Annotated in this window: 17 protein-coding genes; 7 read left to right on the forward strand and 10 right to left on the reverse strand. The window is 69.3% G+C overall.

Translation table 11 applies throughout. From position 1 onward, the window contains the following. Positions 1-10: 10 nt before the first annotated feature. From fabD to ACWTPI_RS13555, 5 genes are all read right to left on the reverse strand, one after another. Positions 11-946 carry an ACP S-malonyltransferase gene (fabD, locus tag ACWTPI_RS13535; RefSeq protein ID WP_020423891.1) on the reverse strand — a complete coding sequence of 312 codons (936 nt, stop codon included), beginning with the start codon at positions 944-946 and terminating at the stop codon, positions 11-13. Between the two features lie 71 nt (positions 947-1,017). Then, on the reverse strand, positions 1,018-1,998 hold the full coding sequence (locus tag ACWTPI_RS13540; protein WP_020205104.1) for a beta-ketoacyl-ACP synthase III: 981 nt from the start codon (positions 1,996-1,998) through the stop codon (positions 1,018-1,020). 59 nt (positions 1,999-2,057) lie between these two features. After that, entirely contained in the window at positions 2,058-3,134 is a 1,077-nt protein-coding gene (plsX, locus tag ACWTPI_RS13545) for a phosphate acyltransferase PlsX (protein WP_029044050.1), read from the reverse strand. Positions 3,135-3,299: 165 nt separating this feature from the next. Further along, entirely contained in the window at positions 3,300-3,479 is a 180-nt protein-coding gene (gene rpmF / locus ACWTPI_RS13550; RefSeq protein WP_010814675.1) for a 50S ribosomal protein L32, read from the reverse strand. Positions 3,480-3,600: 121 nt separating this feature from the next. Next, positions 3,601-4,206: a YceD family protein gene (locus ACWTPI_RS13555; RefSeq protein WP_454731885.1), complete on the reverse strand. Its 606-nt coding sequence runs from the start codon at positions 4,204-4,206 to the stop codon at positions 3,601-3,603. Between the two features lie 250 nt (positions 4,207-4,456). On the opposite strand from ACWTPI_RS13555, the gene ACWTPI_RS13560 reads away from it, so the two are divergent. Continuing rightward, positions 4,457-5,056 carry a Maf-like protein gene (locus tag ACWTPI_RS13560; RefSeq protein ID WP_454731886.1) on the forward strand — a complete coding sequence of 200 codons (600 nt, stop codon included), beginning with the start codon at positions 4,457-4,459 and terminating at the stop codon, positions 5,054-5,056. Between the two features lie 33 nt (positions 5,057-5,089). Then, positions 5,090-5,821 (forward strand): SAM-dependent methyltransferase, encoded by a 732-nt coding sequence (locus ACWTPI_RS13565; protein WP_020205100.1) that lies wholly within the window; start codon positions 5,090-5,092, stop codon positions 5,819-5,821. Positions 5,822-5,896: 75 nt separating this feature from the next. Here the strand turns inward: ACWTPI_RS13565 and ACWTPI_RS13570 are convergent, their stop codons facing one another. Genes ACWTPI_RS13570 through ACWTPI_RS13585 form a run of 4 tightly spaced genes read right to left on the reverse strand, consistent with a single transcriptional unit; the run spans position 5,897 to position 9,163 of the window. Further along, positions 5,897-7,045 carry a S49 family peptidase gene (locus ACWTPI_RS13570; protein WP_059415492.1) on the reverse strand — a complete coding sequence of 383 codons (1,149 nt, stop codon included), beginning with the start codon at positions 7,043-7,045 and terminating at the stop codon, positions 5,897-5,899. A gap of 43 nt (positions 7,046-7,088) precedes the next feature. Next, positions 7,089-7,490 (reverse strand): Rieske (2Fe-2S) protein, encoded by a 402-nt coding sequence (locus ACWTPI_RS13575; RefSeq protein WP_454731887.1) that lies wholly within the window; start codon positions 7,488-7,490, stop codon positions 7,089-7,091. Then, the gene (locus ACWTPI_RS13580; protein WP_020205097.1) at positions 7,483-8,142 is read right to left on the reverse strand and encodes an HAD-IA family hydrolase; all 660 of its coding nucleotides are present in this window, start codon (positions 8,140-8,142) and stop codon (positions 7,483-7,485) included. Before ACWTPI_RS13580 ends, ACWTPI_RS13575 begins: the two co-directional genes overlap by 8 nt. Before the next feature lie 19 nt (positions 8,143-8,161). After that, a complete protein-coding gene (locus ACWTPI_RS13585) occupies positions 8,162-9,163 on the reverse strand; it encodes an RluA family pseudouridine synthase (RefSeq protein WP_029044048.1) in 1,002 nt (333 codons plus the stop codon). A 770-nt stretch (positions 9,164-9,933) separates the two neighbouring features. Between ACWTPI_RS13585 and ACWTPI_RS13590 the strand changes: the two genes are divergently transcribed. The 5 genes from ACWTPI_RS13590 to ACWTPI_RS13610 all read left to right on the forward strand — a co-directional run bounded on the left by ACWTPI_RS13590 (position 9,934) and on the right by ACWTPI_RS13610 (position 16,860). Then, positions 9,934-13,083 (forward strand): Rne/Rng family ribonuclease, encoded by a 3,150-nt coding sequence (locus tag ACWTPI_RS13590; RefSeq protein WP_454731888.1) that lies wholly within the window; start codon positions 9,934-9,936, stop codon positions 13,081-13,083. Between the two features lie 233 nt (positions 13,084-13,316). Then, positions 13,317-14,441, forward strand: coding sequence for a GTP 3',8-cyclase MoaA (gene moaA, locus ACWTPI_RS13595; protein ID WP_454731889.1), 1,125 nt, complete (start codon positions 13,317-13,319; stop codon positions 14,439-14,441). Positions 14,442-14,520: 79 nt separating this feature from the next. Then, a complete protein-coding gene (gene mobA / locus ACWTPI_RS13600; RefSeq protein WP_454731890.1) occupies positions 14,521-15,132 on the forward strand; it encodes a molybdenum cofactor guanylyltransferase MobA in 612 nt (203 codons plus the stop codon). Between the two features lie 33 nt (positions 15,133-15,165). Beyond that, on the forward strand, positions 15,166-16,443 hold the full coding sequence (gene moeA, locus ACWTPI_RS13605; protein WP_059411369.1) for a molybdopterin molybdotransferase MoeA: 1,278 nt from the start codon (positions 15,166-15,168) through the stop codon (positions 16,441-16,443). A 150-nt stretch (positions 16,444-16,593) separates the two neighbouring features. Continuing rightward, a complete protein-coding gene (locus ACWTPI_RS13610) occupies positions 16,594-16,860 on the forward strand; it encodes a hypothetical protein (RefSeq protein WP_020206062.1) in 267 nt (88 codons plus the stop codon). Positions 16,861-16,965: 105 nt separating this feature from the next. On the opposite strand, the gene rmuC is transcribed toward ACWTPI_RS13610, so the two are convergent. After that, positions 16,966-18,447 (reverse strand): DNA recombination protein RmuC, encoded by a 1,482-nt coding sequence (rmuC, locus tag ACWTPI_RS13615; RefSeq protein ID WP_454731891.1) that lies wholly within the window; start codon positions 18,445-18,447, stop codon positions 16,966-16,968. Positions 18,448-18,449: the final 2 nt, after the last annotated feature.

The raw sequence follows: 18,449 nt of genomic DNA on the forward strand, positions 1-18,449 counted from the left end.
CTTTCTTGCCTTACTTGAGCAGCGCCAGCGTGTCCTGCAGCGAGGCCGGATCGAAGATCGCGCCGCCGGTCAGGTTGCCGTCGATGCGCTTGGTCATGCCCGCCAGCACCTTGCCGGGGCCGCACTCGATCACGTGGGTGACGCCCTCGGCGGCCATCTTCTGCACGCACTCGACCCAGCGCACCGGCGCCGCGGCCTGGCGCACCAGCGCGTCCTTGATCGCCTGCGGGTCGCTGACGATGGCCACGTCCACGTTGTTGACCAGGGGAATGGCGGGCGCGCCGAAGGCCATGCCGGCCATGCGCTCGCGCAGGCGGTCCGACGCCGGCTTGAGCAGCGACGAGTGGAACGGCGCCGACACCGGCAGCGGCAGCGCGCGCTTGGCGCCGCGCGCCTTGGCCAGTTCGCAGGCCTTCTCCACGGCCGCCTTGTTGCCGGCGATCACCACCTGCGACGGCGCGTTGAAATTCACCGCTTCCACCACGCCGACGCCCGCGGCCGAAGCCTCGGCGCAGGCGGCGCGCACGTCGTCGTCGGACAGGCCGAGGATGGCGGCCATGCCGCCCTCGCCCACCGGCACGGCTTCCTGCATCGCCTGCGCGCGGAAGCGCACCAGCGGCACCGCCTCGGCGAACGGGATCACGCCGGCGGCCACCAGCGCGGAATACTCGCCGAGGCTGTGGCCGGCCACCAGCGCCGGCGCCGCGCCGCCCGCGTCGATCCACGCGCGGTAGATCGCCACGGCCGCGGTCAGCATGACCGGCTGGGTATTGGTGGTGAGGTTCAGTTCCTCGGCCGGGCCTTCGGCGATCAGGCGGCCCAGGTCCTGCCCGAGCGCGGCCGAGGCTTCTTCCAGCGTGGCGCGCACGACGGCGTTGTCGGCGAACGCATTGAGCATGCCGACCGCCTGCGAGCCCTGGCCGGGGAATACAAAGGAAAATTTCATCGCAATCGAATCTTAAAGAGGAACACCGCGAAAAACGCAGCGGCGTGGCGGCGCCGCGGCGCCGCCGGATGTCACATGCGCGCCAGCACCGCGCCCCAGGTGAAGCCGCCGCCCACGCCTTCCATCAGCACGTGATGGCCCGGGCGGATGCGGCCGTCGCGCACCGCCACGTCCAGCGCCAGCGGGATCGAGGCGGCCGAGGTGTTGCCGTGCTCGTGCACGGTCGCCACCATGCGCTCGGGCGGCAGGCCGAGCTTCCTGCCGGTGCTCTGCATGATGCGGATGTTGGCCTGGTGCGGCACCAGCCAGTCGATCTTCTCGGCCGGGAACTGCGCGCCGGCGAGCGCCTCGCGGGCAACCTTGTCGAGCACCGTGACCGCGAGCTTGAACACCGCCTGGCCGTCCATGTGCAGGAACGCATTGCCGGTGATGCTGCCGCCCGACACGTTGCCCGGCACGCACAGGATGTCGACGTGGCTGCCGTCGGCATGCATCGCCGCAGACAGGATGCCGGGTTCCTCGGACGCCGACAGGACCACCGCGCCGGCGCCGTCGCCGAACAGCACGCAGGTGGTGCGGTCATTGAAGTCGAGGATGCGCGAGAACACTTCCGCGCCGATCACCAGCGCGTTGCGGTGCGAGCCGCTGCGGATGAACTTCTCGGCCGTGGACAGCGCGTAGACGAAACCGGAGCACACGGCCTGCATGTCGAACGCGGCGCAGCCGTTGGTGATGCCGAGCTTCTGCTGCACCAGGCAGGCGGCGCTCGGGAACACGAAATCCGGCGTGGACGTCGCCACGATGATCAGGTCGATGCTCTGGCGGTCGATGCCGGCGGCTTCCAGCGCGCGCTCGGCGGCCTTGACGGCCAGGTCGCTGCTGGTGACGTCCGGCTCGGCCCAGTGGCGCGCCGAGATGCCGCTGCGCGAGAAGATCCATTCGTCGCTGGTCTCGATGCCCTTCTCAGCCAGTTGCGCCGCGAGTTCTTGATTGGTGACACGCCGCGGAGGCAGATAGCTCCCGGTCCCGATGATTTTTGCGTAGCTTGTCATGTAGTGTCGGATCGATCGTGTGGCCACGGGTCGTCGCCCGCGGCATCTGCATCAGAACCTCAGGCGGCGTACGGGCTTGGACTAGGATCCTGGGCACCTGACTGCGGGCCGGAAGCCGGAGTGCTGTTACCTGACTTGTTGGCGAAAGCCTGAATGGTGCGAGCGATCACACCATTACTGGCCGCATCATACCCGCGTTTGATGGCCCACTCAAAAGCGTGCGCGTCGGCCGAGCCGTGGCTCTTGATCACCAGCCCGCGCAGGCCCAGCAGCGATGCGCCGTTGTAGCGCGCGGGGTCGAGCCGCCGGGACAGGCGCTTGAGCACCGGCATGGCCAGGCCCGCCAGCAGCCGGGTGAACCACGAGCGCGTGAATTCTTCCTTGATCATGTTGCCGATCATCTTGGCCAGGCCTTCGCTGCTCTTGAGCGCGACGTTGCCGACGAAACCGTCGCACACCACGATGTCGGTGGTGCCCTTGAAGATGTCGTTGCCTTCCACGTTGCCGTAGAAATTGAGCTCCGAAGCGCGCAGCAGCTCGCCGGCGCGCTTGACCACGTCGTTGCCCTTGATCACTTCCTCGCCGATGTTGAGCAGGCCGACGCTGGGGCGTTCCTTGTGGTCCACCACCGCGACCATCGCCTCGGCCATGCGCGCGAACTGCAGCAGGTGCTCGGGCCCGCAGTCGGCGTTGGCGCCGAGGTCGAGCACCGTGGTGCCCCAGCCCTGCTCGTTGGGAATGGAAGTGGCGATCGCCGGGCGCTCGATGCCTTCGAGCGTCTTGAGCACGTAGCGCGACACCGCCATCAGCGCGCCGGTGTTGCCCGCCGAGATGCAGGCGTCGGCCAGACCCTCCTTGACCTGGGTCACGGCCACGCGCATCGAGGAATCCTTCTTCCTGCGCAGCGCCACCTCGACCGGGTCGTCCATCGTAATGACTTCGGTCGCGGCCACGACGCGCACGCGCGGATGGTCGAGCGCTTGCAGCTTGGCGAGCTGCGCCTCGATGCTGTCGCGCAGGCCCACCAGCACCACCTCGGCGTCGCTGTGGCTGGAGAGAAAACTGATCGCTGCCGGGATCGTCACGTCAACGCCGTGATCGCCACCCATGCAGTCGATAGCTAGTTTGATCGTCATTGTTTCCTGGTGCACAAGCGCCTATCGGCATGACTTGAAGGCCGGAAGCCTGCACTGCGGTGCGCTGCGAGCGCGCAACAAAAAAGCGGCAACGATTTTGCCGCTTTTTTGTTTTCGACCTACCAACGTGCGCGTACGAGACGCAAAGTCACGCCGAACGATCTGTCAGTCGTTCTTGGTCTTGATGACCTTGCGGCCACGATAGTAGCCGTTCGGGCTCACGTGGTGACGCAGGTGGGTTTCGCCCGTGGTCGGTTCCACCGCCAGCGGCGCGGCCGACAGATGATCGTGCGAACGGTGCATGCCGCGCTTGGACGGCGACTTCTTGTTCTGTTGAACTGCCATGATGACTCCTTCGAGAATTTTTCAATGGTAACACACGCATCCCGCACGAGGCGTAGCCGGGCCCGGCCGGATGCTGATCCTGGTGCCTTGCGGACGCTGCCTGAATACCGGCGGACCGGCGTCAGTGCTTCGTCTTCAGGCCGGCCAGCGCCGCAAAGGGCGAAGGCCGTTTTTCTTCTTCCGGCGGTTCCTCGGGTTCGGGTTCCGCCAGACCGTCCGCCCCGGTGACGAGGCTTTCGTGCACCTCGGGGCAGACGTCGTGCTTGGGTGCCACCGGCAGGGCCAGCAGCACTTCATCTTCAATCAGCGTCAGCAGGTCGAAGCGCCGGGCGCCGACGATCACGTCGACTTCGTCGTCGTCCATCGATGCCGCATCGGCCTCTTCCTCGCTGGCCACCACTTCGAAACACATGTCGGTGGCGATGTCCTGCGCAAACACCCGCAGGCAGCGCTGGCAATCGAGCCACACGCGGCCGTCCACGGTCAGGTCGACGAACAGCCGCCGCGTGGCCGGCGCGCCGGGCTCGCCCTCTTCTTCCTCGACAAAGCCGGAAAGCGCATAGGCGAACACTTCATCCGCCGCCGATGCTGGCGCTTGCGCCGCGGTCTCGGCTATGATGCGCGGCAAATCGCGTGCCGCGACTTCGCCGGCGGCCTCGCCGCCAGCGCGGCAGAACGCGAAGAGATCAAGCGCGCGCGGGTCAATCGGCTGGGTCGGCTGGGTCATGTCTTGTCGTGCCGTTCGTCGTGCCTCGCCGGCGCCGCCGGCCGCTTCCGGCGCACTGGGGCGCATTGGCGGCGCGGAACATGGCCCCGGAGCCGCAAACCGCGGGCGGTATACACGGGTACGCACAGTATACGCACAGCGATGCGCCGGACTTGCTCGGCTAAACACACGATTATACGTCGATTTTTCGTCCGCGGTCAAAAATTTGGAAGACGGCAATACGCCGCTTTCCCTTTCCACTCAATTACTTATGTCGCAACCTTCCCGCCCCGCCCTGATCCTCGGCTCCAGCTCGCCCTATCGCCGCGCGCTGCTGGAGCGCCTGCGCATTCCCTTCGCGGTGGCGGTGCCGGACATCGACGAAACCCCGCTCGCCGGCGAAAGCCCCGAGGCCACCGCGCTGCGGCTGTCGCGCGCCAAGGCGCAGGAGATCGCCGGGCGCCATCCGGGCACGCTGGTGATCGGCTCCGACCAGGTCGCCACGCTCGACGGCGCGCAGATCGGCAAGCCCGGCTCGCACGAGAAGGCGCTGGCGCAACTGCGGCTGATGCGCGGGCGCACCGTCACCTTCCATTCCGCGCTGTGCCTGCTCGACGGCCGCACCGGCGAAGCGCAGCTGGCCGACGTGCAGACGCGCGCCACCTTCCGCGAGCTGCCCGACGACGAACTGGAAGCCTACCTGCGCCTCGAGCGCCCGTATGACGTGGCCGGCAGCGCCAAGTCGGAGGGGCTCGGCATCGCGCTGCTGTCGCACATGGAATCCGACGACCCCACCGCGCTGGTGGGCCTGCCGCTGATCGCGCTGACCACCATGCTGCGCCACGCCGGCTACCCGCTCTTCCAGCACTGAGCGCGCCAACCAAGACAACGACGGAAACCAAGCATGAGCGGCATCCTCTACCTGATCCCCAACACGCTGGGCAAGCGCGACGAGAGCGACCCGCTGCCGGACGTGATCCCCGCCGGCGTGCAGCAGATCGCGGCCCGGCTCGACTACCTCGTGGCGGAAAACGCCAAGACCGCGCGGGCCTTCCTGAAAAAGCTCGGCGAGACCTGCCCGCTGGCCAGGCCGGTCCAGCAGATCGAGATCCGCGAGCTCAACGTCAACACGCGCGACGACGCGCTCGCCGCCCTGCTCGCCCCGATCCGCGCGGGCCGCGACGGCGGCCTGCTGTCCGAGGCCGGCGTGCCGGCGGTGGCCGACCCCGGCGCCAACCTGGTGCGCCTGGCGCATGCCAGGGGCGTGCGCGTGCGCCCGCTGGTGGGGCCCAGCTCGATCCTGCTGGCGGTGATGGGCTCCGGCCTGAACGGCCAGAGCTTTGCCTTCAACGGCTACCTGCCGGTCGACGCGGGCGAGCGCGCCCAGCGCCTGCGCGAGCTGGAACAGCTCTCGCGCAAGGCGCACCAGACCCAGGTCTGGATCGAGACGCCCTACCGCAACGGCCAGTTGCTCGAAGCGCTGCGCCAGCACTGCGCGGGCACCACCATGCTGTCGATCGCGGTGGACCTGACGCTGCCGGGCGAGACCATCGTCACGCTGCCGATCGCCGAATGGCGCCCCGAACGGCTGGCGCTGCACAAGCGCCCGGCCATCTTCTCGCTGCTGGCGGGCTGACCGGCATCCGGGCAGCCTGCAAACGAAAAAACGGGGCGTCGCCGCCCCGTTTCCGTTCCTTGCGCCTTCGTCTGCTCAGTGAATCGCCTGCAGGCGCGTGCCGAACAGCATGGTCTTCATCGCCGCGGTGCCCATCGCCGCGCCGAAGCGCTTGGCCACGCGCTCGGCGATGTTTTCCTTGACCGTGTAGTCGACGATGTCCTCGGCCTTGAACAGGTCGCGCGCCACGTAGTCCGCGTTGCCCAGGCCGTCGGCCAGGCCCAGCTCGATGCTGCGCTCGCCGGACCAGAACAGGCCGGAGAACAGGTCCGGGTCGTCCTTGAGGCGGTCGCCGCGGCCTTCCTTGACCACGTCGATGAACTGCTGGTGGATCTGCTTGAGCATGGTCTCGGCGTACTGCTTCTGCCGCGGCACCTGCGGCGAGAACGGGTCGAGCATGCCCTTGTTGGCGCCGGAGGTGTAGAGCCGGCGCTCCACGCCGAGCTTGTCCATCAGGCCGGTGAAGCCGAAGCCGTCCATCAGCACGCCGATGGAGCCGACGATGCTCGCCTTGTCCACGTAGATCTTGTCCGCCGCCGCGGCCACGTAATAGCCGCCCGAGGCGCAGATCTCCTCCACCACCACGTAGAACGGCTTGTTCGGGTAGAGCGTGCGCAGGCGGTGGATCTCGTCGTTGATCATGCCGGCCTGCACCGGCGAGCCGCCCGGCGAGTTGATCTTGAGGATGATGCCGGCGGCATTGGTGTCGGCGAACGCCGCCTGCAGCGCGGCGTTGATTGATTCGGCGCTGGCCGGCGTGCCGGCGGCGATCTCGCCGTCCAGCGACACCATCGCCGTGTGGCGGCCGGACGTGGCGGTGATGCTGCCGTCGCCCTTGAAGTCGAAGATCGCGAAGAAGACCAGCGCGAACAGCGCCACGCCCACGAAGCGGAAGAAGATGCGCCAGCGGCGCGCGGCGCGCTGCTCGCGCAGGGTGGCCATCAGCACCTTCTCCAGCACGTCGCGCTCCCAGCCGGCGCCGGTCGGCACCGGGCCGCTGCCGCCGCCCGCCAGGCGCGCGCGGCGCTCGCCGGCTTCGCGCCGGGCCGCGTCGTCGCCGGCGCGCAGGTCCTGCTCCAGCGGGAAATCGGCGTGCGCGGCGGTTTCCAGCCGTTCGCCGGCGGACCCGGCCGGCTCCTGCGGCTTGCCGGTTTCGTCCTGCGGCGGTTTTTGCTGTTCAGTCATGCAGTTGGCTCTTGGTTCGCTCTTGGTTGTCGGTGAGGGCGGGCTAGGCGGACGGCGTGGCGGGTGCCTCGTAGGGGCTTTCCGGCACCCAGTAGACGCTGCCGTCATGCTCTTCCACGCGCAGCCGGGACAGCGACGCGCCGCGGCAAGGACCGCCCACGCACAGCCCGCTGTCCGGTGCATAAATCGCGCCATGTGTGGCGCACATCAAGTATAGGCCCGAGGACTCGAAAAACTGGCCTTCCTGCCAGTCGAGCTCCATCGGCACGTGCGCGCACTGGTTCAGGTAGCCGTGCACGGCGCCGTCGAAGCGCACCGCGAAGGCGCCCACCTGGCGACCGCCGATCCCGACCACGAAGCGCACGCCGGCGCCGCCGTCAGCCAGGTCCTGCGCCGCGCACAGCCGGCGCGCGCCCGCCGCTATCGCCAATGGTGTCTCAGGCATGCGTCAGCAACCAGTCCTTGAGGTCGGCGATCGAGGCCGCGCAGTGCACCGGCGCCATCGCGCGCAGCGCATCCGCCGGATGCGCGCCGTAGCCCACGCCGATGCCGGCGGCCCCGGCATTGGCCGCCATCTGCAGATCGTGCGTGGTGTCGCCGATCATCACGGTGCGCTCCATCTCCTGCCCGAGCTCGCGCGTGAGTTCCTGCAGCATGGCCGGATGCGGCTTGGAGAAGGTTTCGTCGGCGCAGCGGGTGCCGTCGAACAGCGGCCCGAGGCCGGTGGCCTGCAGCGCGCGCTGCAGGCCCACCCGCGTCTTGCCGGTGGCCACGCCGAGGAAGTAGTGCTGCGCATGCAATGCCTCGAGCATCTCGCGCACGCCGTCGAACAGCACCAGCTCCGCGTCGCGGGTCAGGAAATGGAAGCGGTAGCGCTCGGCCAGCTTGGGATAGTCGGCCGGGTCCAGCGTCGGCACGGCGTAGGACAGCGCATCCTTGAGCCCCAGCCCGATCACGTGGCTGGCGGCGCTGTCGTCGGGCACCGGCAGGCCAAGGTCGCGGCTGGCCAGTTGTATGCATTTGGCGATGGTCGGGGTGGAATCCATCAGGGTGCCATCCCAGTCGAACACGATCAGGTCGAAACGTTGCCTGGCCATTGATTTCCTTGTCGGCGCCTCAGTCGTGGGCGCGCTGGTTGCGGGCTTGCTGCAGGAAGGCTTCGCATTCCGGCGGCATGGGGGCGGTGACGGTGACGCTCTCGCCACTTGCCGGGTGCGTGAAGGTCAGGCTGTGCGCGTGCAGGAACATGCGCTTGAGGCCCGGATTGGCGCCGCTGCGGGCCAGCGCCTTGTTCAGGCCGTAGTCGCCGTACTTCTCGTCGCCGAGGATGGGAAAGCCCGAATGCGCCAGGTGGACCCGGATCTGGTGGGTGCGGCCGGTCTTCAGCTCCGCCTCCAGCAGCGTGAAGCCGGGCAGCACTTCCAGGCGGTTGAAGATGGTGTGCGACGGCAGGCCGTCGTCCTGGACCCGCACGCGGCGCTCGCCGTCGGCCGTGGTGTATTTATATAGCGGCAGCTTCACGTGCTGCCGGGCGTTGTCGAAATGGCCGGCCACGCAGGCGAAATAGCGCTTGTCGAGCGCGTTGCCGCGGATCTGCTCGTGCAGGCCGACCAGCGCGCTGCGCTTCTTGGCCAGCATCAGCAGGCCAGAGGTTTCGCGGTCGAGCCGGTGCACCAGTTCGAGGAAGCGCGCCTGCGGGCGCGCGCGGCGCAGTTGCTCGATGACCCCGAACGCCACCCCCGAGCCGCCATGCACGGCCACGCCGGCCGGTTTGTCGATCACCAGCAGGTGCTCGTCCTCGAATACCACCGGAAAGCTGGCCGCGGGCACGAAACGGGCATGATCGGATGCCTTTTCCGCCACGCGCATCGGAGGAATGCGCACGATGTCGCCCATGCAGAGGCGATAGGTGGCATCCACCCGGCCCTTGTTGACGCGCACTTCCCCGGACCGCAGGATGCGGTAGACATGGCTCTTGGGCACGCCCTTGGACAGCTTCAGCAGGAAGTTGTCGATGCGCTGGCCCTCGGCCTCTTCGCCAATTGTTATATACGCCACCTGGGGTGCGGCCGCGGCGGCCCGCACCTCTTTTTCAATTTGATGGCGTAACTCATTCATTTTCAATATAATTTCCTCGCTGTCCCGGCCAAAGACCGGCAGCGCAAGTCAGGTGTAGGCGATTCGTCGTATTTTACACTTTGGGTTGCCGCCAGCCCTGCCAGCCTCCCGCTTCTTTGCGTACCCCGCGAGCCCGCGGCTGGTGAATGGCGGCAAAAACGCAGCACGCACGGTATCGCCCGCGCAGGAAGTTGCCCGAAGGCGACTTCGGCGCTGACGGCGGTCACGTGGGAAGAGTGTTCAGGTAGAACAGAATTTGATCGCGGATGCCCTGTTGGCATCCGCTCTGGTGAGAGAAGTCCCGCCCGCACCGGGAAACGGTGCCGCCGGCATGCTTCAGACGCCGCCTGACTGGTTTATTACCGGCGCCCGGTCGCAGAACTCCAAGAAGTAGTAGGTGCGCCCGCCAGGAGATGTCAGGTAGCGAAGCAGCATTGCCGTGTCGACAAACTTGCTCTTTGACGCGTCCTAGGCCTTCCGCGGCCGGCCGCGGTGCGACCGGCGCCCTTTGCGCCCGCGCCGCCGCCCATGCCAGCCGGAAACCCGCCGGAAACGCTGCGCAGAGCAGCACGCCGGCGTTCTCTCCGACCATGCGGACGGCGCTTCGACGTCGTTACCTCTCTTTCACCCGCGCCCAGCCGGGCCGCGCCTGTCGGCGCGCCGGCGCTTTTGGCAATTCTCGCGCCCTCGCTCGCTCCCTCGCGTGCTCCACGGAACGCTGCGGGCACCGCATGCCGGTGCAATCCGCGGCATTGGAGTGAGGTAATGCGATGAAACGCATGTTGTTCAACGCGACGCAGCAGGAAGAATTGCGCGTCGCCATCGTCGATGGTCAGAAACTGATCGACATCGACATCGAGGCTGCCGGGCGCGAACAGCGCAAGGGCAATATCTACAAGGGCGTCATCACCCGCATCGAGCCGTCGCTGGAGGCCTGCTTCGTCAACTACGGCGAAGAGCGCCACGGCTTCCTGCCGTTCAAGGAAGTCGCGCGCGCCTTCTTCAAGGAAGGCGTGGACGTGCGCAACGCGCGCATCCAGGACGCGCTGCACGAAGGCCAGGAACTGATCGTCCAGGTCGAGAAGGAAGAGCGCGGCAACAAGGGCGCGGCCCTGACCACGTTCATCTCGCTGGCCGGCCGCTACCTGGTGCTGATGCCCAACAACCCGCGCGGCGGCGGCGTGTCGCGCCGCATCGAGGGCGAGGACCGCCAGGAACTGCGCGAGACGATGGGCCAGCTGACCGTCCCCGACGGCATGAGCATCATCGCCCGCACCGCCGGCATCGGCCGCTCGGCCGAGGAACTGCAGTGGGACCTGAACTACCTGCTGCAGCTGTGGAAGGCCATCGACGGCGCCGCCGGCGACAACAAGGCCCCGCTGCTGATCTATCTCGAATCCAGCCTGGTGATCCGCGCCATCCGCGATTATTTCCAGCCGGACATCGGCGAGATCCTGATCGACACCGACGAAATCTACGAGCAGGCCCGCGCCTTCATGAGCGTGGTCATGCCCGACAACATGAACCGCGTGAAGAAGTACCGGGACGACGTGCCCCTCTTCTCGCGCTTCCAGATCGAGCACCAGATCGAATCGGCCTACTCGCGCATGGTCATGCTGCCCTCGGGCGGCGCCATCGTGATCGACCACACCGAGGCGCTGGTCTCGGTGGACGTCAACTCGGCGCGCGCCACCAAGGGCGCCGACATCGAGGAAACGGCGCTGCGCACCAACCTCGAAGCCGCCGACGAGATCGCCCGCCAGCTGCGCCTGCGCGACCTGGGCGGCCTGATCGTGATCGACTTCATCGACATGGAAGCCAGCAAGGCCCAGAAGGACGTGGAAACGCGCCTCAAGGACGCCCTGCGCCATGACCGCGCCCGCGTGCAGATGGGCAAGATCAGCCGCTTCGGCCTGATGGAGCTGTCGCGCCAGCGCCTGCGCCCGTCGCTGTCGGAAGGCTCGCACATCACCTGCCCGCGCTGCAACGGCACCGGCCACATCCGCGACACCGAATCCTCCGCGCTGCAGGTGCTGCGCATCATCCAGGAAGAAGGGATGAAGGAGAACACGGCCGCCATCCACTGCCAGGTGCCGGTGGAAGTGGCCGCGTTCCTGCTCAACGAGAAGCGCCAGGACATCAACCTGATCGAGATGCGCTTCAAGGTCAACGTGCTGCTGATCCCGAACAAGCACCTCGAGACCCCGCACTACAAGCTCGAGCGCCTGCGCCACGACGACCCGCGCCTGGAAGACAGCACCGCCAGCTACAAGATGGCCGAGGCCGCCGCCAAGGAACTGGAAGCCGACACCAGCTACAGCAGCCGCAAGAAGGAAGACGCCAAGCCGCGCCAGGAAGCCGCCGTCAAGGGCATCACGCCCGAGCAGCCGGCGCCGGTGTCGGTGCCGCGCCCCGAGCGTCCCGCGCGCGTCGAGCCGCCGGTGGCCCGCCCGGTGGTGCCGGCCACCCAGCCGGTGGCCAGCGGCGGCTTCATGGGCTGGCTCAAGGGCCTGTTCGGCGCCAAGCCGGCGGCTCCCGCGGTGGAACCCGCCAAGCCGGCCGAGTCGGAACAGCGCAACGGCGACAGCCGCCGCGAACGCGGCCAGCGTGGCGAACGCGGTGAAAGCCGCGGCGAGCGCGGCCAGCGTGCCGAACGCGGCGAACGCGGCGAGCGTGGCGACCGCCAGGGCCGCGGCCAGCGCGGCGAGCGCGCGCCGCAGGAACGTGGCGAGCGCGGTGAGCGCGTCGAAGCGCGCGGCGAGCGTGCCGAACGTGGCGAACGCACGGAACGCGGCGAGCGCGGCGAACGCAACGGCCGCGCCCCGCGCCAGGCCGCGCTGGAAGCCCAGCCGGCACGCCCGCAGCCCGAAGGCGCCGCAGCCGAGCGCACCGAAGGCCGTGGCGAAGGCCGCCGCGACCGCAACCAGGAGCGCCGCGAGCGCCAGCGCGAACGCCAGCGCGAGCGCGGCGAGGCACCGCGTGAGGACGAAAACGGCGAAGGCCTGGCAGCCGAAGCCGCCAGCGCCGCCGTGGCTACCGTGACCGCGCCGGCGATCCAGCGCGACGAGGCCGACAACGCACGCGCCGACCTGCAGGAAGCGCCGGAAGGCGCCGCCAACGGCGAAGGCAGCGAAGGCGAGGAACGCCGCCGCCGCAACCGCCGTGGCCGCAACCGCTATCGCCGCGAACGCGACGACAGCGTGCAGGCCGGGGAAAACGCCGAGAGCGCCGAGGGCGCCGAAGGTGCCGAGGGCGAGGAAGCAGCCGAGCCGCGCGAAGCGGTAGCCGTGGCAGCCGTAGCCCCGGCCGCCGCGGTCCAGACCGTCGAGGTCGTCGAGACCGTCGAAGCGGTGGTGGCCGAATCCGTGGCCGCCGTGGCCGCCGAGCCGGTGCCGAGCGCCCCGGCCTATCAGCCCGCCGAGGTCGCCGAAGTTGCGGCGGCGCCGACGGTGCTGCCGGCCGAAGTGCTGGCCGCCCCGGTGGCCGAGCCCGTCGAAGCCGCGGCGCCCGCGCCGGTGGCTGAAACCGCCGCGGAGGAAACCGTGGCCGCCAGCCCGGCCGCCTACGCGCCGCAGCCGGCCGCACCGGCTCCCGTGGCGCAAGCCGTTGTCCAGGCGCCCGCCCCGGTGGAAGTGCCGGTAGCAGCACCCGTGGCAGCGCCTGCCCCGGTGGCCGCCGCCGTTGCCCCGGCAGCGGCCCCGGCAAGCCTGGAAAACCTGCAGCCGATGCTCGCCTCCGCCGGCCTGGAGTGGGTGAACACCGACAGCAGCAAGCTGCGCGCGGCGCAGGAAGCCGCCGCCAGCCTCCCGCCGGCACCGCGCGTGGTGCGCGAGCGCAAGCCGCTGCCGCCGCTGCCGGAAGGCCCGATGGTGCTGGTCGAGACGGCGCCCGCCGCCAAGGAAACGACGCCGCAGGAATAAGCGGCTTCGCCAGGCAACAAGGAAAGGGACGGCGATGCCGTCCCTTTTTTCATATCCGCACGCCGCGTTGGCGCCCGTCCGGCCCGGCGGCAACGGCGCGGGCGCAGGCTCGGCTAGAATGACAGCATGATGGCGCCCCCGATGGCGCCCCACGATATAGCGCCCCAATACGGCGCCCGAGGACAGCACCCGCAACCAGCCCCGCCTGTCCGCCTTCGCCCCCACCCCAGGCCATGACCGAAACCGTCATCCCCATCTTCGACCTGCGCGACCATCGCTACCGCTCGATGATGCCCGTCATCCCGGACGTGCTCGCCGCGCCCTCGGGACTGGTTGCCGACACCCGCGGCAGGCCGCTGCACGACCTGCGCATCTCCGTCACCGACCGCTGCAACTTCCGCTGCGTCTACTGCATGCCCAAGGAAGTCTTCGACAAGGACTACACCTTCCTGCCCCACTCCGCGCTGCTCAGCTTCGAGGAAATCGAGCGCGCCGCCCGCCTCTTCGTCGCGCACGGCGTCGAGAAGATCCGCCTCACCGGCGGCGAGCCGCTGCTGCGCAAGAACATCGAGAAACTCGTCGAGATGCTCGCCCGCATCGAGACCCCCGCCGGCAAGCCGCTCGACCTCACCCTCACCACCAACGCCTCCCTGCTCGCGCGCAAGGCCCGCGCCCTGCGCGACGCCGGCCTGACCCGCGTGAGCGTGAGCCTCGACGCCATCGACGACGCCACCTTCCGCCGCATGAACGACGTCGACTTCGCCGTGGCCGACGTGCTCGACGGCATCGAGACCGCCCAGGCCGCCGGCCTGGCGCCGATCAAGGTCAACATGGTGGTCAAGCGCGGCACCAACGATGCCGAGATCGTGCCGATGGCGGCGCATTTCCGCGGCAGCGGCATCATCGTGCGCTTCATCGAGTTCATGGACGTGGGCGCCAGCAACCACTGGCGCATGGACGAGGTGCTGCCCTCGGCCGAGGTGGTGCGCCGCATCCACGAAGCCTTCCCGCTCGACGCCGTGGCCGCCAACTACAGCGGCGAGACCGCCGAGCGCTGGCGCTACCGCGACGGCGCCGGCGAGATCGGCGTGATCTCCAGCGTGACGCGCGCGTTCTGCGGCGACTGCAGCCGCATCCGGCTGTCGACCGAAGGCAAGCTCTACCTGTGCCTGTTCGCCACCGAGGGCCACGACCTGCGCGCGCTGCTGCGCGGCCCGCACGGCGACCTGGAGATCGCCAACGCCATCGCGCGGGTCTGGCAGGCCCGCACCGACCACTACTCGGAGCAGCGCGGCGACCCCGCCGTGCGGCACGCGCGCGCCGACAGCAAGATCGAGATGTCCTATATCGGCGGATAAGGACGCAACTGCGAGGCGCAACGCGGGACGCAACCGCGGGATGCGACCGCGCCGCACGCCACCAACCGGCTTCCATTCAATGATTCCACGCGACGACATCACCGGCCTGATCCTCGCCGGCGGCAGGGGCAGCCGCATGGGCGGGACCGACAAGGGCCTGCAGCCGTTCCGCGGCACGCCCATGACCGCGCATACGCTGGCGCGCCTGGCGCCCCAGGTCGGCGGCGTGCTGATCAGCGCCAACCGCAACCTGGCGGCCTATGCGTCCTTCGGAGTGCCGGTGGTGACGGACGCCGCGCCGGATTCGGCACCGGAATTCGCCGGACCGCTAGCCGGAATGCTCGCCGGCCTGCGACAATGCCGCACGGGCTGGCTGCTGACCTCGCCCTGCGATTCGCCGTGCCTGCCGGCCGACCTGGCCGCGCGCCTGGCCGCGGCGATCGAAGCGCAGGGCGCCGACATGGCCATTCCCGTCACCGTCGACGCGGCGGGCCGCCGGCAAACCCAGCAGGTGTTCTGCCTGATGCCGGCGACGGCGCGCGACAGCCTGGCGGCATACCTCGCCGGAGGCGGACGCAGGATCGAGACCTGGGCCGCCTCGCACCGCCTTGCCGAAGTGCTGTTCGAAGACGCCGGCGCCTTCGCCAATATCAATACCCTGGACGAGCTGCGCGCGCTGGAAGCGCGCTGACGATCCGGGTTGCTGCCTCTCCGGGACCGAGCCATGCCATCTCTGCAAACCGTCATTTCCTGCCTGTCCGACTACGATCCCGACGCCCTGCCGGTGGCGCAGGCCAGCCGCATCATCGGCGAGGTGATCGAGCCCGTGCGCGGCACCGAGCAGGTCGCCCTGCGCGCGGCGCTCGGCCGCGTGCTGGCCGCGGACGTGGTCTCCACGCTGGACGTGCCCGCCCACGACAACGCGGCGATGGACGGCTACGCCTTCGCCGGCAGCGCGCTGGCGGCCGGCGGCGAGGTCGCCCTGGCGGTCGCCGGCAGCGCCTTCGCGGGCGGCGCGGGCTGCCCGCCGGTCGCGCCGGGCAAGGCGGCGCGCATCATGACCGGCGCCATCATGCCGCCCGGCTGCGACACCGTGATCCCGCAGGAATTCGTGCAGGCGCGGGACGGCCTGATCCGCTTCGACGCGGCCGCGGTGGGCGCCGGCGACAACCGCCGCCTGCGCGGCGAGGATCTCGCCGTGGGCCAGCCCGCGCTGGCCGCCGGACGCATCCTGCGCCCGGCCGACCTGGGCCTGCTGGCCTCGCTCGGCGTGGCCGAGGTCAAGGTACGCCGGCGCCTGCGCGTGGCCTTCTTCTCCACCGGCGACGAGCTGCGCTCGATCGGCGAGCCGCTCGGGCCGGGCTGCGTCTACGACTCCAACCGCTACACCCTGCACGGCATGCTGCGGCGCCTGGACGTGGACCTGCTCGACATGGGCGTGGTGCGCGACGACCCCGACGCGCTCGAAGCCGCGCTGCGCAGCGCCTGCGAGAATGCCGACGCCGTCATCACCTCGGGCGGCGTGTCGGTGGGCGACGCCGACTATACGAAGCAGATCATGGCGCGGCTGGGCGACGTCACGTTCTGGAAGATCGCCATGCGCCCGGGGCGGCCGATGGCGTTCGGCCGCATCGCCTCCCACGGCCGCGAGGCGCTGCTGTTCGGGCTGCCCGGCAACCCGGTGGCGGTGATGGTGACCTTCTATCATTTCGTGCGCGCGGCGCTGCACCGGCAGATGGGCGCCCAGGTGCCGCCGCTGCCGCTGATGCGCGTGCGCAGCACGCAGCCCATCCGCAAGAAACCCGGGCGCACCGAGTACCAGCGCGGCATCCTGACGCAGGCCGCGGACGGCGGCTGGCAGGTGGGCATCACCGGCCAGCAGGGCTCCGGCGTGCTGCGCTCGATGAGCGAGGCCAACTGCTTCATCGTGCTCGGCCACGACCAGGGCATGGTGGGCGCGGGCGACGAAGTCGAGGTGATGCTGTTCGACGGGCTGATGTAGGCTGGCCCGGTGTCGTTTTTGTGCCGCAGTTTTACGATTGTTTAGCCATCAGACCGGGGGATTTCCGCACCCCGCGGGTGGCGGACTATGCGCCGCAGCACCCATTCGATACACTTGCGCAACATTACTCTGCTTATGCCCCAAGCTGTCATGAATCAGGAGATCGCGTACCTCCACCCGGTCAAAACCGCCCGCGCGCTGGTGCTGGTGTACCTGTGCTTCTCGGTACCTATCGTCTTGCTGGGCCTGTTCGTGGCCTTCATCCGCTACGGCGACCTGCCGGGCATCACGGTGTTCACGGCGCTGATCCTCAACGCGCTGGTCGGCTTCGGCCTGCTGTGGCTGGCCTGCAAGGCCTACAACTGGGTCGCGGCGCGCTTCGGCGGCATCGAGGTCACGGTCCGCGACCTGCCTTGATCCGGTCCACCCGCTCCGCCCGGCCGCAAGCCTAAAAAAAGCGCATCGTTCCGATGCGCTTTTTGCTGCCTGCCGCTGTCGCGGGCGTCACGCGGGCGCCGGCACTCAGCCGGCCTCCCCCTCCTCGCCGTCCGGCTCCGGCGCCGCTTCCAGGCCCAGCAGTTCCTGCGCGGCCTCGCCGGGCAGCGCCTCCACCGTGCGCAGCTTGCGTTCCATCTGGCGCGTGCGCACTTCAGCCTGCTCGATGTTGCGCGCGGCCCGCTCGAGCGTGTCGCGCGTCCGGGACAGCACCACGCCGAACTTGCCGAACTCGGTCTTGACCGCGCCGAGCACGCTCCACACCTCGCTCGAGCGCCGCTCCAGCGCCAGCGTGCGGAATCCCATCTGCAGGCTGTTGAGCAGGGCCATCAGCGTGGTCGGCCCGGCCACCGTGATGCGGTGGTCGCGCTGCAGCAGGTCGACCAGGCCGGGGCGGCGCAGCACTTCGGCGTACAGCCCCTCGGTCGGCAGGAACAGGATGGCGAAGTCGGTGGTGGCCGGCGGCGAGACGTATTTCTCCGAGATGGTCTGCGCCTCGCGCCGGATCGCCACTTCCAGCTCGCGCCCGGCCGCGGCCACGCCGTCCACGTCGCCGCGCTCCTGCGCGTCGAGCAGGCGCTCGTACTGCTCCTTGGGAAACTTGGCGTCGATCGGCAGCCAGACCACGCCGCCGTCGGGGTCCTTGCCCGGCAGGCGGATGGCGAACTCCACGCGCGCGCCGGTATTGCGCACGGTCTCCACGTTCTTGGCGTACTGCTCGCTGGTCAGCACCTGCTCGAGCAGCATCTCCAGCTGCACCTCGCCCCAGGTGCCGCGCGACTTCACGTTGGTCAGCACGCGCTTGAGGTCGCCCACGCCCTGCGCCAGCGCCTGCATCTCGCCCAGCCCGCGATGCACCTGCTCGAGCCGCTCGGACACCAGCTTGAACGACTCGCCCAGGCGCTGCTCGAGCGTGGCGTGCAGCTTCTCGTCCACGGTGCGGCGCATCTCATCGAGCTTGCCGGCGTTGTTGGCCTCGATTTCCTTGAGCTTCTGCTCGAGCGTGGCGCGCACCTCGCCCAGGCGCCGCTCGTTGCCCTCCGACATCTGCCCCAGCTGCTGCTGCAGCACGTCGCCGAAGCGGCGCAGCGCCGCGCCCTGCTCCTCGCGCGCCTGCTGGCCCTGCGCCAGCAGGTTCTGCCGGACCTGGTCGAGCTGCGCGGCGTTGGATTCGGTCAGCTTGGCGAGCTGCTGCGCGAACATGTCGATCTGGTTGTTCTGCAGCGTGGCGATGCTGGTGAGCTGCGACGACAGCGCCTGCTGGAAGCGCATCATCTGCTGGCCGGCCTCGCCGCGGCCGGTGCGGGCGCTCTCGGCGATCTCGGTGCGCAGCTCGCGCTCGAGCCGGTCGAGCCGCTCGGTGCCGCGCGCGCCTTCGGCGCGCAGCTCGGCGAGCAGCCGCACCAGTTCCGGGCTGGCGCCATCGCCGCGCCCGCGCAGCACCAATACCAGCAGCAGCAATACCGCGGCCGCCGCGAGCGCCAGCGTCAGGAGGGAAATCAGGTTCATGT

It is taken from the genome of Cupriavidus ulmosensis, assembly GCF_977008105.1.

Excerpts from the sequence above, each read along its gene's own strand:
- ACWTPI_RS13555 (WP_454731885.1), bottom strand. The coding sequence starts at position 4,206 with ATGACCCAGCCGACCCAGCCGATTGACCCGCGCGCGCTTGATCTCTTC.
- fabD (WP_020423891.1), bottom strand. The coding sequence starts at position 946 with ATGAAATTTTCCTTTGTATTCCCCGGCCAGGGCTCGCAGGCGGTCGGC.
- rmuC (WP_454731891.1), bottom strand. The coding sequence starts at position 18,447 with ATGAACCTGATTTCCCTCCTGACGCTGGCGCTCGCGGCGGCCGCGGTA.
- ACWTPI_RS13540 (WP_020205104.1), bottom strand. The coding sequence starts at position 1,998 with ATGACAAGCTACGCAAAAATCATCGGGACCGGGAGCTATCTGCCTCCG.
- rpmF (WP_010814675.1), bottom strand. The coding sequence starts at position 3,479 with ATGGCAGTTCAACAGAACAAGAAGTCGCCGTCCAAGCGCGGCATGCAC.
- ACWTPI_RS13590 (WP_454731888.1), top strand. The coding sequence starts at position 9,934 with ATGAAACGCATGTTGTTCAACGCGACGCAGCAGGAAGAATTGCGCGTC.
- ACWTPI_RS13610 (WP_020206062.1), top strand. The coding sequence starts at position 16,594 with ATGAATCAGGAGATCGCGTACCTCCACCCGGTCAAAACCGCCCGCGCG.
- plsX (WP_029044050.1), bottom strand. The coding sequence starts at position 3,134 with ATGACGATCAAACTAGCTATCGACTGCATGGGTGGCGATCACGGCGTT.
- moaA (WP_454731889.1), top strand. The coding sequence starts at position 13,317 with ATGACCGAAACCGTCATCCCCATCTTCGACCTGCGCGACCATCGCTAC.
- ACWTPI_RS13585 (WP_029044048.1), bottom strand. The coding sequence starts at position 9,163 with ATGAATGAGTTACGCCATCAAATTGAAAAAGAGGTGCGGGCCGCCGCG.
- ACWTPI_RS13570 (WP_059415492.1), bottom strand. The coding sequence starts at position 7,045 with ATGACTGAACAGCAAAAACCGCCGCAGGACGAAACCGGCAAGCCGCAG.
- mobA (WP_454731890.1), top strand. The coding sequence starts at position 14,521 with ATGATTCCACGCGACGACATCACCGGCCTGATCCTCGCCGGCGGCAGG.
- ACWTPI_RS13580 (WP_020205097.1), bottom strand. The coding sequence starts at position 8,142 with ATGGCCAGGCAACGTTTCGACCTGATCGTGTTCGACTGGGATGGCACC.
- ACWTPI_RS13560 (WP_454731886.1), top strand. The coding sequence starts at position 4,457 with ATGTCGCAACCTTCCCGCCCCGCCCTGATCCTCGGCTCCAGCTCGCCC.
- moeA (WP_059411369.1), top strand. The coding sequence starts at position 15,166 with ATGCCATCTCTGCAAACCGTCATTTCCTGCCTGTCCGACTACGATCCC.
- ACWTPI_RS13575 (WP_454731887.1), bottom strand. The coding sequence starts at position 7,490 with ATGCCTGAGACACCATTGGCGATAGCGGCGGGCGCGCGCCGGCTGTGC.
- ACWTPI_RS13565 (WP_020205100.1), top strand. The coding sequence starts at position 5,090 with ATGAGCGGCATCCTCTACCTGATCCCCAACACGCTGGGCAAGCGCGAC.